The organism is Bradyrhizobium sp. Cp5.3 (genome assembly GCF_000426265.1).
Lineage (GTDB): Bacteria > Pseudomonadota > Alphaproteobacteria > Rhizobiales > Xanthobacteraceae > Bradyrhizobium > Bradyrhizobium neotropicale.
Window position 1 is genome coordinate 98,620 of sequence record NZ_AUFA01000001.1, and the last position, 12,972, is coordinate 111,591.

Annotated in this window: 12 protein-coding genes; 5 read left to right on the top strand and 7 right to left on the bottom strand. The window is 64.1% G+C overall.

Going from position 1 to position 12,972, the window contains the following annotated elements:
* Window positions 1-3 precede the first annotated feature (3 nt).
* The 3 genes from K289_RS0100430 to K289_RS0100440 are packed head-to-tail and all read right to left on the bottom strand — an operon-like array spanning window position 4 to window position 2,791.
* The gene (locus tag K289_RS0100430; protein WP_027549632.1) at window positions 4-762 is read right to left on the bottom strand and encodes an ABC transporter ATP-binding protein; all 759 of its coding nucleotides are present in this window, start codon (window positions 760-762) and stop codon (window positions 4-6) included.
* A complete protein-coding gene (locus tag K289_RS0100435) occupies window positions 759-1,910 on the bottom strand; it encodes a branched-chain amino acid ABC transporter permease (protein WP_027549633.1) in 1,152 nt (383 codons plus the stop codon). Before K289_RS0100435 ends, K289_RS0100430 begins: the two co-directional genes overlap by 4 nt.
* A gap of 5 nt (window positions 1,911-1,915) precedes the next feature.
* Window positions 1,916-2,791 carry a branched-chain amino acid ABC transporter permease gene (locus K289_RS0100440; RefSeq protein WP_027549634.1) on the bottom strand — a complete coding sequence of 292 codons (876 nt, stop codon included), beginning with the start codon at window positions 2,789-2,791 and terminating at the stop codon, window positions 1,916-1,918.
* Window positions 2,792-3,051: 260 nt separating this feature from the next.
* Here K289_RS0100440 and K289_RS0100445 point away from each other — a divergent pair, with 260 nt between their 5' ends.
* Both K289_RS0100445 and K289_RS0100450 read left to right on the top strand, forming a co-directional pair.
* Entirely contained in the window at window positions 3,052-3,801 is a 750-nt protein-coding gene (locus K289_RS0100445; RefSeq protein WP_027549635.1) for an ABC transporter ATP-binding protein, read from the top strand.
* Window positions 3,798-5,321: a hypothetical protein gene (locus K289_RS0100450; RefSeq protein WP_027549636.1), complete on the top strand. Its 1,524-nt coding sequence runs from the start codon at window positions 3,798-3,800 to the stop codon at window positions 5,319-5,321. Before K289_RS0100445 ends, K289_RS0100450 begins: the two co-directional genes overlap by 4 nt.
* Window positions 5,322-5,469: 148 nt before the next feature.
* On the opposite strand, the gene K289_RS43730 is transcribed toward K289_RS0100450, so the two are convergent.
* Window positions 5,470-6,669 (bottom strand): acyltransferase, encoded by a 1,200-nt coding sequence (locus K289_RS43730; RefSeq protein ID WP_245283837.1) that lies wholly within the window; start codon window positions 6,667-6,669, stop codon window positions 5,470-5,472.
* Between the two features lie 260 nt (window positions 6,670-6,929).
* Between K289_RS43730 and K289_RS0100460 the strand changes: the two genes are divergently transcribed.
* Window positions 6,930-7,745: an MBL fold metallo-hydrolase gene (locus tag K289_RS0100460; protein WP_027549637.1), complete on the top strand. Its 816-nt coding sequence runs from the start codon at window positions 6,930-6,932 to the stop codon at window positions 7,743-7,745.
* 65 nt (window positions 7,746-7,810) lie between these two features.
* On the top strand, window positions 7,811-8,332 hold the full coding sequence (locus tag K289_RS0100465; protein ID WP_027549638.1) for a hypothetical protein: 522 nt from the start codon (window positions 7,811-7,813) through the stop codon (window positions 8,330-8,332).
* Window positions 8,333-8,580: 248 nt separating this feature from the next.
* On the opposite strand, the gene K289_RS0100470 is transcribed toward K289_RS0100465, so the two are convergent.
* Window positions 8,581-9,036 carry a cupin domain-containing protein gene (locus tag K289_RS0100470; protein WP_027549639.1) on the bottom strand — a complete coding sequence of 152 codons (456 nt, stop codon included), beginning with the start codon at window positions 9,034-9,036 and terminating at the stop codon, window positions 8,581-8,583.
* Window positions 9,037-9,183: 147 nt separating this feature from the next.
* On the opposite strand from K289_RS0100470, the gene K289_RS0100475 reads away from it, so the two are divergent.
* On the top strand, window positions 9,184-9,828 hold the full coding sequence (locus K289_RS0100475) for a hypothetical protein (protein WP_245283825.1): 645 nt from the start codon (window positions 9,184-9,186) through the stop codon (window positions 9,826-9,828).
* A gap of 115 nt (window positions 9,829-9,943) precedes the next feature.
* Here K289_RS0100475 and K289_RS0100480 read toward each other — a convergent pair whose 3' ends face one another.
* The gene (locus K289_RS0100480; protein WP_027549641.1) at window positions 9,944-11,200 is read right to left on the bottom strand and encodes an aminopeptidase; all 1,257 of its coding nucleotides are present in this window, start codon (window positions 11,198-11,200) and stop codon (window positions 9,944-9,946) included.
* A gap of 111 nt (window positions 11,201-11,311) precedes the next feature.
* A complete protein-coding gene (gene pcaB / locus K289_RS0100485; protein ID WP_027549642.1) occupies window positions 11,312-12,673 on the bottom strand; it encodes a 3-carboxy-cis,cis-muconate cycloisomerase in 1,362 nt (453 codons plus the stop codon).
* Window positions 12,674-12,972 lie beyond the last annotated feature (299 nt).

Genomic DNA, 12,972 nt, shown 5'->3' on the forward strand with positions numbered 1-12,972 from the left:
GCGTCAGGCTCCGAGATACGCGGCGACGACGTCGGGATGCTGCTGTACCTCGGCGGGCGAGCCCATCGCCAGCACCCGGCCGTAGTTCAGCGCGATGACACGGTCGGAGACACGGTTGACCAGCGTCATGTCGTGCTCGACCATCAGCACGGTAATGCCGAGCTCGCTCTTCATGTCGCGGATCCAGAACGACATGTCGTCGGTCTCCTCCACGTTCAACCCCGAGGACGGCTCGTCCAGCAAAATCATTTTCGGTTCGGAGCACAGCGCACGCGCGAGCTCGATCACCTTGCGCACGCCGTAAGGCAGGCCCGAAATCAGCTTGTCGCGATAGGGCTCGAGATCGAGGAACTCGATGACCTGCTCGACGCGGCGGCGATGCACCTTCTCATTGGCCCGCACGCTCGGCAGGAACAGCAATTCCTGCCATAGCTGCGTGGTCGAATGCCGGTGGCGTCCGACCAGGAGGTTGGAGAGCACGGTCGCATTCTCGAATAGTTCGATGTTCTGGAAGGTGCGGGCGATTCCGAGTTTTGCGATGTCGTAGGGCGGCTGCTCGGTGATGTCCTGGTCCTCGAAGAAGATCCGGCCCGAGGTCGGCCGGTAGATCCGCGAGATCAGGTTGAAGATCGAGCTCTTGCCGGCGCCGTTCGGCCCGATGATCGAGAGGATCTCGCCCTTCTCGACCGCGAACGAGACCGCATCGACCGCCTTCAGTCCGCCGAAGTGCAGCGACAGATTCTCGGCGCGGAAATAGCTCATCGGTTCCGCTCCGATTTGACGTAGATCTTCTGCCGCTTGAAGGTGGCGCGCTTGTAGAGCGGGAAGAGCTGGAAGAAGAGCTTGATCTTGAGCCAGCGGCCGTAGAGCCCGAGCGGCTCGAACAAGACGAACAGCACGATGATGATGCCGTAGATCGCGCCTTTGAGGCCGTTCAGCGAGGCGAAGGCCGCAACCTTGGACTGGATGTTTCCGGCCGTCTCCGTGCCCGCCCCGAGCGTCGCGGCAACGCCGGCGATGATGCCGGGCATGTCGTCCTTGAGGTAGGTCAGGAACGGGTCGATCATCACGATGAAGATCGCCCCCAACACGGCGCCGTGCAGGCTGAAGGTGCCGCCGATCAGGATCACGATGATGAACTCGATCGAGAGCTGGAGCGTGAACATCTCCGGCGAGATGAAGGAGAGCTTGTGCGCGAACAGCACGCCGGCAAATCCGGTGATCGCCGCCGAGATCGCGAAGGATTTCACCTTGTAGAGCGCGACATTGACGCCCATGCTGCGCGCCGCCGTCTCGCTGTCGCGGATCGCGACGAAGGCGCGCCCCGTCGGCGAGCGCAGCAGATTGAGCGTGCCGACGATGGTCAGCACCAGCACCCCAAGGCAGAGGAAATAGAACATCGGGCTGTCCCGCGGCACCGCGACGCCGAAGAGCGACAGCGTCTTGATCCGCATGCCCTCGTTGCCGTTGGTGACGCTTTCCCAGCGCGCCAGGATCTCCTCGACGATGAAGGCGAAGGAAATGGTGGCGATGACCAGATAGATGCCCTGGAGCCGCAGCGCCGGAAAGCCGACCAGCGCGCCGATCAGGCCGGTCAGGGCGCCGGCGGCGAGGAAGTAGATCGGGAACGGCACGTTGTATTTCTGCAGGTAGGCCGCCGTGTAGGCCCCGATCGCAAGGAACGCGGCATGGCCGAGCGAGGCCTGCCCGGTGAAGCCGGTCAGGATCAACAGCGCCACGCCGACGGTCGCATAGATGCAGACGAAGACGAGCTGGCTCATCAGATAGCTGGAGAGCACGTAGGGCGCGATCAACAGCACAGCGATCAGCAGGCCATACGAGACTACGTAGCCCGAATGCGGAAACAGCCTGATGTCGTCCTCATAGTCGGTCTTGAACAAAAAGCGCATGGCGTTCAGACCTTCTTGCGGACGTGAAGGCCGAACAGGCCTTCGGGCTTGAGCAGCAGCACGGCAAGCAGCACGATGTAGGGCGCGACGTCCTTCCATCCCTCGGGCAGATAGAAGCCGGCCATGCTCTCGATCACGCCGATCAGCACGCCGCCGACGACCGCGCCGGGAATCGAGCCGAAGCCGCCGAGCACGGCGGCGGGAAACGCCTTGAGGCCGAGCACGAGGCCGACATTGGAGTGGATGAAGGTGATCGGTGCCAGCAGCACGCCGGCGCAGGTCGCAACCGCGGCGCTGATCGCCCAGACGATCGACACGACGCGCTTGACCGGGATACCCATGTAGTAGGCGGCCAGCATGTTCTCGGAGCTGGCGCGCATCGCGGTGCCGAGCGTCGTCTTGTTGAAGAAGAGATAGAGCAGCGTGCAGAGGATGATCGTCGCGGCGATCACCGAGAGCTTGTCATAGGCGAGCACCAGCGAGCCGATACGCAGCACGCCCTGGCTGAACGGGGTGTCAATCTTGAAATCGTCGGTGCCCCAGATCATGCCGGCGACCGAGCGCAAGAAATAGCCGAGCCCGATGGTCGCCATGATGATGGAGAATTGCGGATAGCCGAGGATCGGCCGCACCACCACGCGCTCGGCCAGCATGCCGAACAGCGCCATCGCCGCAACCGCGCCGGCGAAGCCGACCCAGTAGTTCAGGCCCATCATGCCGATGAAGGTGAAGGCGAAGAAGCCGCCCAGCATCATCAGATCGCCCTGGGCGAAATTGACGACCTCGGTGGCCTTGTAGACAAGCACGAAGCCAAGCGCGATCAGGCCGTAGACGCAGCCGAGCGCAACGCCGCTGACCAGCTGCTGAACGAAGTCCAGCATCGCCGTGCATCCTCCCGATGCAACCAGCGGTTCTTTTGACCGCCTCGTCGCATCTTGTGTCCAGTCGCTACGCAGTCGTTTCGCCGCGTTAGCGCCACTTGTCCCTGCGCCAATTCAGCCTGAACCGTCCAGCGCTGTCAACAAACGGTGACTTGCCTTTAGTCGATACCGGATGACGAAATTTGCGGCCGTAGATTCACGGTGCCGAAACATCTTCGGGCCATGGTCGCGGCAATGCAAAACCGGATGGTATGGCCGTCATGAAGCCGGACAACTCGGCACTGGAAGTCCGAGGGTTAACGAAGCGTTTTGACCGTTTGGCGGTCGATAGCCTCGATCTCACCATCCATGCCGGTGAATTCTATGCGCTGGTCGGCCCCAACGGCGCCGGCAAGACCACCACCCTGCGCATGGTTGCGGGCCTGCTCAGGCCCGATGTCGGCGCGGTGTCGATCTTCGGTATCGATGCGCTCGCAAGTCCCGTCGCCGCCAAGCAGGTGATGGCGTGGGTGTCCGACGAGCCCATGATTTATGACAAGCTGACGCCGCTCGAATATCTCGAATTCGTCGCCGGCCTCTGGGGCATCGCCCCGTCGGTCTCGGAACCGGTCGCGCAGGAGCTGTTGAGCTCGCTCGGTCTCGACGCGCACCGGCACGAGCGCTGCGAGGGCTTTTCCAAGGGCATGCGCCAGAAGGTGGCGCTCGCCGGCGCGCTGGTGCACGATCCCCGCCTCATCATCCTCGACGAGCCGCTGACCGGATTGGACGCCGTCTCCGCCCGCCACGTGAAGGGGCTGCTGAGCGAGCGCGTCCGCGCCGGCTGCACCGTCATCATGACCACGCATATTCTCGAGGTCGCCGAGCGCATGGCCGACCGCATCGGCGTGATCGCGTCCGGCCGTCTGGTCGCCGAGGGCACGCTTGCCGACCTGCGCCGGCAGAACGGTCATGCCGATACCAGCCTCGAGGATCTCTTCATCGCGCTGGTGACGCTCCAGGCTGCGGCATGAGCTCGGCGACGGCCCTCTCCTGGTTTGCGCGCCACGAGCTCCGGCTCGCCTGGCGCGAATGGCTCGCGATGATGACGGGCGGGCGCAAGCGCCGGCGCGCCGCCGTCATCGGCCTCATCCTCTTCGCCGCATTGCTGCATGTGCCGGCCTGGGCGGTGATCGGCCGCTTCGCCGACCTGCAACTGCCCCTCGACAAGTCATCGCTGATCGTGATCACGACGACGATCGTGCTGGCCTGGACGTTGATGCTGTCGCAGGCCATCGAATCGGTGACGCGGGTGTTTTACGCCCGCGCCGACCTCGACCTCATCATGTCCTCGCCGGCGACCCTGACCAATTTGTTCTCGGTGCGCATCGCCGCGATAGCGCTGGCGATCACGGTGATGGCGCTCTTGTTCTCGACGCCGTTCATCGACGTGCTGGTGTTCGGCGGCGGCGTGCGCTGGCTTACGGCGTTCGGCGTGGTCATTTCCATGGGCCTGTCGGCCGCGGCGATCGCGATCGCCGTCACCATCCTCCTGTTCCGGCTGATCGGGCCGGCGCGGACGCGGTTCGTTGCCCAGATCCTGGCCGCGATCATCGGCGCGGGCTTCGTGATTGCGCTCCAGATCGCCGCGATCATGAACTACGGCACGCTGTCGCGCTTCACCATTTTGACGTCCGATGCCACCGCCGCCTACGCGCCCGATGTCGACAGCATATTGTGGTGGCCGGCGCGCGCGACCATGGGCGACAGCGCGGCGCTATTGTCTCTGCTCGCCCTCGGGCTGGTGCTGCTCGGAAGCGTGATGGCGCTGTTCTCGGGCCGCTTCGCCGACACCGCGATCGACGCCGCCGGCTACGGCACCGCCGGCCGCCGGCGTGCCAAGGAGCGTCCCTTCCGCGCCGGATCGCGCCAGCAGGCGCTGCGGCGCAAGGAGTTCCTGCTGCTCTGGCGCGATCCCTGGCTGATCTCGCAGACCTTGATGCAGTTGCTCTATCTCGTGCCGCCGGCGCTGCTGCTCTGGCGCAGCTTTTCCGACAGTTCGGCCGCGCTGACGCTGATCACGCCGGTGATGGTGATGGCGGCCGGCCAGCTCGCCGGCGGGCTCGCCTGGCTGACCATTTCGGGCGAGGATGCGCCGGACCTGGTTGCGACCGCACCGCTGTCGCCGGCGCGCGTCATCCGCGCCAAGATCGAAGTGGTCCTGATCGCGATCGCCGTCATCTTCACGCCGCTGGTCGCAGCGCTCGCCTTCGCATCACTGTTCCAGGCTGCGATCACCGCCGGAGCCATCATCGTCGGCGCGGCCTCCGCCACCGCGATCCAGCTCTGGTTCCGCGTGCAGGCCCGGCGCAGCCAGTTCCGCCGCCGCCAGACCTCCTCGCGGCTTGCGACCTTCGCGGAAGCCTTCTCGTCGATCGGCTGGGCCGCCACCGCCGCGCTCCTGCTCGCCTTGCCCATTGCGGGCCTCGTCAGCGGCCTGATCACCGCGGGCCTCGTCGCCATCACCTGGAAGTTCAGCCCGCGCAGGGAGTGAGAGCTCATGCTCCAGAGCGCGATGAGCCTGGAATGAATCGTCGTCGCGCTATGGGTTGTTGTTTGAGCATGATCTTTCGGAAAACCGCTGCGCGGTTTTGCGCTAGCGCGGCCCTTCGGGTCCGGATCACGCTTTGGAGCCTCGGACGTTAGGTATCGAAAGCCGGTTGCGCGCTGCGTACCGCGCCGACCTTCCGCCGATCCATCAAGCGCCTGACCCAGTTACGTCCGGGCTCTTCGACAAATCGATACGTTGCTACCGACAGCAGGACGGTCAACAGCAGCATCGCAATTTGCAGGAGATCACCAAGCCAAAGCGATCCATTTATGGAGACCACTTTCGTCGGTTCATGGCCCGAGCTCAACGCATAAGAGACAAACAGGTCCATATGCCCGTGGCGCTCGACGACCATGAGGACTGCCCGCGCAACCGCCCTGACGAGCGGATGCAGCATGTAGATCGAATAGGTCAGCGTCCCGATCATGAGCATGAACGGCACCGTCAACCGGCGGCTGACCGCGCCAGCTTCACGCGCGAACACCAGAACGACCAGCGTAAACACCAGTGGCGATGCCACCTGTAGAGTGACGCTGCTTCCGGCGACCGAAACATAGCCCACGACGAGCATGAAACTCGCAGTCTCCAGCCATGTCTCGCCGGACGGCACCAGGCGTGCGCGCAACACCGGAAAGCGCTCTCGTAAATCGAAGGAGACAACGCTAAGCGCGAAACCATGAAGGCAGCGCACGAGGCCATAGTCATAAGTCGCATTCATCCCATCCGGGCTGATGGTGGCGAGCACGGCCGGCCCGGCAATGATCGGCAGCAGCCAAGGCCAGATCGTCGGCCCGATCCTGCTTACGACCGCGGCGAAGATCACATAGGCTGCGAACTCGGCGCTGATGCTCCAGCTCGCAAAGTTCAGCCAGTTCTGCGGATTAACGCCGAGTCCCTGGAGGAGAAGAATGTTGGTGACGATGGCCTGCAGGAGGTTCGGGCCGATACCGTCCTTCGCAGCGTCGATAGGAATGAACAGCAGCAACGTCACGAGATGCAGCGGATAGATCCGCCCAAGCCGCAGGGCGAGGAAACGGCCCGTGCCGAAGCCCTCGGCAAGACGCGAACGATAGTTCGACGCAATGACAAAGCCGCTCAACACGAAGAAGAAATCTACGAACAGGTACGCATTCCTGGTGAGCGGCAGGAAGGACAGATGGCTGATCACGTCGAAGTGAAACATCGCGACCATGCAAGCGCAAATGCCACGCCAACTGTCGAGTGCATGATATCGGGTGATATTTTCAGCCGAGTCCATTGCGAACGGGTAGGCAAGATACCCCACCGTCACAAGCAACGGTTGAATCTATGCTTAATGTGGGACGCGATCCCGGCACCAAGCAGCACTCCTCGCGGCTGGGCCAGCATCGCTCCCGATGTCTCGACCTATACGTTGAGCATCCAGAACACCAGCGCCGCGATCCACTATGTCACCGCCCAACTCTCTTGAGCTGGCCTCACTTTTCCGGATCATGCACGCGACGGCATGACGCCAGAACAATTCGAAGATACACTGACTGGATTGTCGACTGAACGGCGGGCGGATCGATGATGTCGCGACTGTTGCTGACGGCTTTTGCGTTCCTCGGCTGGCTGCTGGCACCTGCCCTCGCCCAACAGCAGCCGCAGCGCAGCGAGTGCCTGGCGATGGCGAACGCGGCGCCGCGCGCGGTGCCGGTCGCGTTTCGGCAGGCGTCGAATGTGGCCGAGGTCGAGATCACCTATGCCGGTCACTCCACCTATTTCATCGACACGCCGGCCGGCCTGCGCATCGCGACCGACTATAGCGGCGCCTATCAGGTCGGCCGCCTGCCCGATGTCGTCACCATGAACCGGGCCCACAGCACCCACTACAGCCTATTCCCCGACAGGCGCATCCCGCATGTGCTGCATGGCTGGGGCGAGGACGGCAAGCCGGCGCTGATCTCGGAGCGTATCGGCGACACCTTCATCCGCAACGTCACGACCGACATCCGCCGCTATTTCGGCGACGATATCGGCGCCGACATGATCCGCGACGGCAATTCGATCTTCATCTTCGAGGTCGCGGGCCTCTGCATCGGCCATCTCGGCCATCTCCACCACAAGCTCGATGACAGCCATTTCGCCCAGATCGGCCGGCTCGACATCGTGATGGTGCCGATCGACGGCACCTACACCATGTCGCTGGAAGGCATCTCGGAGATCACCAAACGGTTGCGCGCCTCCGTGGTGCTGCCGATGCACCGCTTCGCCACCCCGCTCGACGACTTCATGCGCCGGATCGGCAAGGATTTCGAGATCGACCGGCGGCTCGAGCGCAGCTTCCGCATGTCGCGCGATGCGCTGCCGGCGACGCCGACGGTGATCATCCTCGACGGGGTCTGACGCGCAATTTTCTCCAAGTCGCCGGCCATCCGTTCGTGCTGATCTGCTCTTGACGGGAGATCATCATGAGCGACTTTGCGCGATTGCTGCACGCGGACGGACCGCACCCCGAGCACGCCGCTGCACTCCAGCTTTACGGACAGTTCGTCGGCGACTGGGTCGCCGAAATCACCGCCCATGGGCCCGACGGCACCACGCACACCGCACCCGGCGAAATCCATTTCGGCTGGGTGCTCGAAGGGCGCGCCGTCCAGGACGTCTGGATGATTCCGCGCCCGGCGGGCGCGCCGGCCTTTCCGATCGCCGGCAACTGGTACGGCACGACGCTGCGGGTCTACGATCCGACCATCACGGCCTGGCGGATCTCCTGGTTCGATCCCGGCCGCAGCGTGTTCCGCCAGCAGATCGGCCGTCCCCGAGGGCCGGATATCGTGCAGGAAGGCACGACAGACTCCGGTGACCTGACGCGCTGGAGCTTCACCGAGATCACCGAGGATTCCTTCCACTGGCTCGGCGAAGCAAAGTCCGCCGCGGCGCCAGGCTGGCGGCTGGCCGTGGACGTGAGGGCGCGGCGCCGCAAGGACTGACGAAAGGCGGTCGCATGGTTCGGGACGCGCCGCAGGGCGGCGCTCCTCGCCATGAGAGCCTAGGATTTCATCGCGCAACAAGACCTCATCCCGAGGAGCACGCCCACGGCGGGCGTCTCGAAGGATGAACCGCAACGAGGCTGCCTGCCAAACTTCCTTTCATTTGCGATTGCCCTGACGTGAAGAGGGGCCGGGATGAATTCCCGGCCCCTCTTCCGTCGCGGTCGCTGGGAAGCGTCTCGGAGAGACTAGCTGGCCCCCATGAGAGTCGCGGGGCGACGCTCACCGGGCGAGAGGAACATCTTCTTGAGCCTGTTGATGACGCGGACCATGAAGCCGATCAGCACCGGGTTGGTCTTGCGGCAGAAGGCGATCTTCTTGACGTGGCCTTCGACATGCCATTTGGCGTGGGCGCCCTCGCGGAAGAACACCACGTCGCCGACGCCGTAGCGCTTCGGCGGCATGCCTTCGCTCTCGAGCACGATCGATCCTTCCAGGATCATGATCGTCTCGTCGATATCGTAGTACCAGTTGAAGCGCCCTTCGGTGCACGACCAGATGATGGTCGAAGCGGTGCCGTCGCTGCTGATCGACAGCATGTGCGAGCGCGACACCGGATTGCCCTCGATGATCCAGGCCGGCTCGATCGGCCGCAGCTCCAGATCCACATTACAGCTTCCAGTTTCAATCAACGCGCGCGACATCGGCTTCCTCAACAGATACACTATGGTGGCCGGGTCGTTAGGCCCGGACGTTTCAAAAGATGTCCGAGACGCTAGTCGGGGGCTTTTAATTCTTCCTTACGCGAGCACCGACAATCAGCCGTAAGTTGCATGTGCGAAGCGCCTAACGTGCAGATTTGCCTGCAGATTCGCGCATATGAACCCGTCTTTTCCAGGGTGCGACAAAATGCGCGGAACAATAGAGACGGAGCGACGCCGATGCCCCTGAGTCCCGAGGTCCTGAGCAGCAACAGCGAAGCCGTCGCGTGGCTCAGGGCTTTCGATCTCACGCTCGAGCCGGACGACGAGCCGTGGTTCTCCGTCGACGGCGTCGAAAAGCCCCGGCAGATCGGCAGCGACGGGGCCGGCGGCGCGTTCGTGCTGCTGCCCTCGCAGAATGTGCTCTACGTCTCATCGGGAGGCCGCGCCGGGATCATCGCAGGTACCTTCGAGGCATTCGTCCAGCTCGTCGTCGCCTGCCCCTATTGGCTCGATATCCTCAAATTCTCCGCGGGCGGCGACCTCGTCGAGATGCGGCGCGCGGCGATGGCGCTGGAGGCGACGCTCGACGACGAAGACGACATCAATGGCGCGCGCGACGGGGTCCGCGACGCGCTCGACCTCTCCGAATTCGATGATCCGGTCGGCGCCCTGTACGACGCGGTCGCGGCTTCCGACCCCATCGTGCGAGCCACCGATGGCAGCCCGTTCACGACGCTGTTCAACCGCTTCAGCGTCGACAGCAATCCGATGCTGCGCGACGCCGCGGCCTGAGGCGATACGCTCGATGTGAAGAAGTCAAGCAGAGCCCTTCGCCGGGAGTTTACCTCTCCCCAGCGGGGAGAGATGGAACGCGTTCCTTGGCTCGCACCCACGAATTCATCGCGCGTTACTTCGCCCACTCGCCCTTGCGGAACACCGGCTCCTTGCTGCCGTCGGAGAGGATGCCGTCGATGTCGGTCTCGGCCGAGCCGATCATCCAGTCGATGTGGATCAGGCTCTGGTTGCCGCCCTGCGCCGCGATCTGCTGCGGCGTGAGCTTGGCGCCGTTGACGAAGCATTTCGAGTAGCACTGGCCGAGCGCGATGTGCGAGGCCGCGTTCTCGTCGAACAGCGTGTTGAAGAACAACAGCCCGCTCTGCGAGATCGGCGAGGAATGCGGCACCAGCGCCACCTCGCCGAGACGCCGCGCGCCCTCGTCGGTGTCGAGCACCTTGTTCAGCACCTCCTCGCCGCGCGAGGCCCTGGCGTCGACGATCTTGCCGTCCTCGAAACGCACCGCAATGTTGTCGATCAGCGTGCCTTGATAGGACAGCGGCTTCGAGCTCACGACATGACCATAGACCCGCCGGCAATGCGGCGTGGTGAAGACTTCCTCGGTCGGGATGTTGGCGTTGCAGCTGATGCCGTTCTTGGCGAGCGAGGCGCCGCCTTCCCACTCATGTCCATCGGCGAGGCCGATGGTGAGATCGGTGCCCGGCCCGGTGTATTGCAGCGCGCGGAAACGCTTGCCGTTGAGCCAGTTGGTGCGCTCGCGCAGCACCGCATTGTGGCTCGCCCAGTTCGCGATCGCATCCTCGCGGTCGACGCGGGACGCCGCGAAGATCGCATCCGCCAGCTTGCCGATCGCGACCTCCTCGGCATCGCCGGGGAATACCTGCTTGGCCCAGGACGGGCTCGGATAGGCGATGATGTTCCAGTTGGTGTCGAAATTGACGATTTTCTCCAGCGCCGGCTGATAGGCCATGGAGTTGGCCTTGCTGGCGCGTGCGACTTTCGTCGGGTCCTCGCCCGAGAGCAGCATCGGATTGTCGCCGACGATGGCGAGCCGCGCGGTCTTGTCCGAGAATGCCTTGGCCATGCCCTCATAGAGCCAGCCGGCGGCGCGATCGAAGCTGTTGTCGTGGCCGTTGCGATAGCGCGCCAGCGTCATCTCTTCATCCGACAGGATCGGCGTGACGATGCCCGCGCCCGCCTTGTAGGCGTGCACGGCGATCCGCCGCACCAGGGGCAGCGCGATCGCCGGCGCCGTCAAGAGAAGGTCCTGTCCAGGCCGCAAGCCCAGGCCCACCTTCACCGCCACCTCGGCCAGCCGGTCGAGTTTTGCGGGATCGATGGGAGTGGCGGAATTGCGGTGATCGGTCATGCGTGGTCCTCTGTCAGGGTCTCTGTCTCATCTAAGTCTAGCATCGCGAGGCGCAATAGCGCGAGCGTCTTGCGACACCTGGAAGATACGGAGTTTCACGCATCCTGGTTTTCAACGCGTTGACGATTTCAGCACCCGATCGACCATGGCCGGAGCAAGACCAAGGTAATTTTTCGGTGAAGTGAGCGCCTCGATGGTGGCACGATCGATTCTGCTCGAAACGCGCGGATCGGCCGAGAGCGCGTCCGCGAGGCTCAGGCCATTCTCGTTGGCAAGCCGGCAGGCGTCGTAAACGACGTCATGTGCCTCCTGCCGGCCGATCTGCGGCGCCAGTCCCATCATCACCGCCTCCGCCACGATCAGGCCGCGGCTGATGGCGAGATTGTCGTCCATCTTCTTTTCGTCCACGATCAGGCCCGCGAGCGCGAACTTCGCCTGATGCAGCGCGCCGGCGGTCAGCACGAAGCTGTCCGGGATCGCCATCCACTCGGCGTGCCACGGACCGGTGGCGCGCTCGAAATCCTGCACCATCGCATCCAGCATCAGGCCGGCATGCTGGCGCACCGCCTTGGAGGCGGCGAGCATCAGTTCGGAGGAGATCGGGTTGCGCTTCTGCGGCATGGTCGAGGACGCGCCGCGCCCCTTGACGAAGGGCTCGTAGACCTCCGCGAACTCGGTCGAGGCCATGATCATGATGTCGAGCGCGATCTTGCCGAGCGAGCCGGTGACGAGCGCGAGGAAGTTCACGGCCTCCGCAAAACCGTCGCGGGCGACGTGCCAGGTCGAGGCCGGAACGCCGAGCTTCAGCTCGGCGCAAAGCGCCTCCTGCACCTCGAACCCCTTGTCGCCGAGTGAGGCCAGCGTGCCGGCGGCGCCGGCGAACTGGCCGACCAGGACGCGCGGCTTCAGTTGCGCGAGCCGCTCGGCGTGGCGATCGAACATCGCAAGCCAGATCGCGGTCTTGTAGCCGAACGTCACCGGCAGCGCCTGCTGCAGATGGGTGCGGCCGGCCATCGGCGTGTCGCGGTAGCGCTTCGACAGATGCGCGAGGATGCCGCGAAGTTCGGTGATGTCGCGTTCGATGATCTCGAGCGCCGCACGCAATTGCAGCACCACGGCGGTGTCCATGATGTCCTGAGTGGTCGCGCCCCAATGCACGTAGCGGCCGGCATCGCCGCATTGTTTCACCATCTGATGCACCAGCGGCAGGATCGGATAGCCGACGATGTCGGTTTCCTGGCGCAGGAGATCGAAATCGAGCGCGGCAACATCGGTCCGCGCCGCGATCGCCTCGGCCGCATCTTGCGGAATCACGCCGCATCTGGCTTCCGCCTTCGCCAGCGCCACCTCGACCTCGGCATAGCGCGAGACCAGCGCCAGATCCGAAAACACCTCGCGCATGGCCGGCGTGCCGAAGGCGTCGCGGAACAGGATGGAATCGAGCACTGTCGTGGAGGTCGGAAAGGCGGGCATGGGGCGTTTTCTTCGCGGTTGGTGTGCTTTGTCCGGGACAGCTTACGCAGGCCGCGCTGTTCGGCAATGGACATTCGCCGTTCGCCCCGTGGTCGATGTCGTCCTGGAAACAGCCTGGCCCCGTCATCCTGAGGGCTCGCGAAGCGAGCCGCGAAGGATGAACGGCCGAGAGCCGGGCCGTCGCCCTTCGAGGCCTCCGCTTCGCTCCGGCTCCTCCAGCGACAATGGCTTCGCCATTGCGCGCGGGTGACGGTGATGGATTGATGTTCGCGGCAATGTCCAGGTGGTTGCGCGCCCAG

Bases quoted from the DNA above. Each gene is read 5' to 3' on its own strand.
- K289_RS0100430 (WP_027549632.1), bottom strand. From the start codon at position 762: ATGAGCTATTTCCGCGCCGAGAATCTGTCGCTGCACTTCGGCGGACTG.
- K289_RS0100435 (WP_027549633.1), bottom strand. From the start codon at position 1,910: ATGCGCTTTTTGTTCAAGACCGACTATGAGGACGACATCAGGCTGTTT.
- K289_RS0100440 (WP_027549634.1), bottom strand. From the start codon at position 2,791: ATGCTGGACTTCGTTCAGCAGCTGGTCAGCGGCGTTGCGCTCGGCTGC.
- K289_RS0100445 (WP_027549635.1), top strand. From the start codon at position 3,052: ATGAAGCCGGACAACTCGGCACTGGAAGTCCGAGGGTTAACGAAGCGT.
- K289_RS0100450 (WP_027549636.1), top strand. From the start codon at position 3,798: ATGAGCTCGGCGACGGCCCTCTCCTGGTTTGCGCGCCACGAGCTCCGG.
- K289_RS0100460 (WP_027549637.1), top strand. From the start codon at position 6,930: ATGTCGCGACTGTTGCTGACGGCTTTTGCGTTCCTCGGCTGGCTGCTG.
- K289_RS0100465 (WP_027549638.1), top strand. From the start codon at position 7,811: ATGAGCGACTTTGCGCGATTGCTGCACGCGGACGGACCGCACCCCGAG.
- K289_RS0100470 (WP_027549639.1), bottom strand. From the start codon at position 9,036: ATGTCGCGCGCGTTGATTGAAACTGGAAGCTGTAATGTGGATCTGGAG.
- K289_RS0100480 (WP_027549641.1), bottom strand. From the start codon at position 11,200: ATGACCGATCACCGCAATTCCGCCACTCCCATCGATCCCGCAAAACTC.
- pcaB (WP_027549642.1), bottom strand. From the start codon at position 12,673: ATGCCCGCCTTTCCGACCTCCACGACAGTGCTCGATTCCATCCTGTTC.